1 protein-coding gene and 1 pseudogene are annotated in these 520 nt (G+C 29.4%); both read right to left on the bottom strand.

Features of this window, described 5'->3' with window-relative positions:
• On the bottom strand, positions 1 to 270 hold a 270-nt coding region (locus AMN83_RS02845), incomplete at its 3' end, for a GIY-YIG nuclease family protein (protein WP_143323635.1).
• A gap of 2 nt (positions 271 to 272) precedes the next feature.
• Positions 273 to 482, bottom strand: a pseudogene (locus AMN83_RS02850) (glutamine amidotransferase-related protein); the annotation flags it as partial.
• Positions 483 to 520: the final 38 nt, after the last annotated feature.

Consider the following 520-nt stretch of genomic DNA (forward strand, 5'->3'; position numbering starts at 1 on the left):
ATTCGCAATCTCTAATGCTGCTTTAGCTTGATCTGGTGACATTCTAAAAAACTCTCTATTATCTCTAATTCTAAATTCATCGAAAGCTTCATGCAATTTTGATTCAACAAATGTAGGATCTTCTACTCTTTTGGCAAAATAACACGTAAAAGGAACTGGGGTTGAGGTCTTATCTAGTTCTTTCATTCTCTCCTCAACATTTTTATCAGTCCAACCAATTTTAATTATGCCGGGCATTGCCTCGTTTGTTAGTATATAAACAGTTTTCATTTTTATAAATTTATAAAATTTTCTATAATTTGTAATCCAATTTTATCACTCTTCTCCGGGTGAAATTGTGTTCCAAAAATATTTTCTTTTTCTACAGAGCAAACAATATTTGATGAATAATCTGTTGTTGCTGAAATTACACTTTTATCTTCTGGTATGAATTCATAACTATGAACAAAATACATGTGAGATTTATTTTCGATACCTTTAAAAGATGTAAATGATTTTGGAGTAAGTAGATTGATTTATA

Source organism: Candidatus Pelagibacter communis, from assembly GCF_001180025.1.
Classification (GTDB): domain Bacteria; phylum Pseudomonadota; class Alphaproteobacteria; order Pelagibacterales; family Pelagibacteraceae; genus Pelagibacter; species Pelagibacter ubique_A.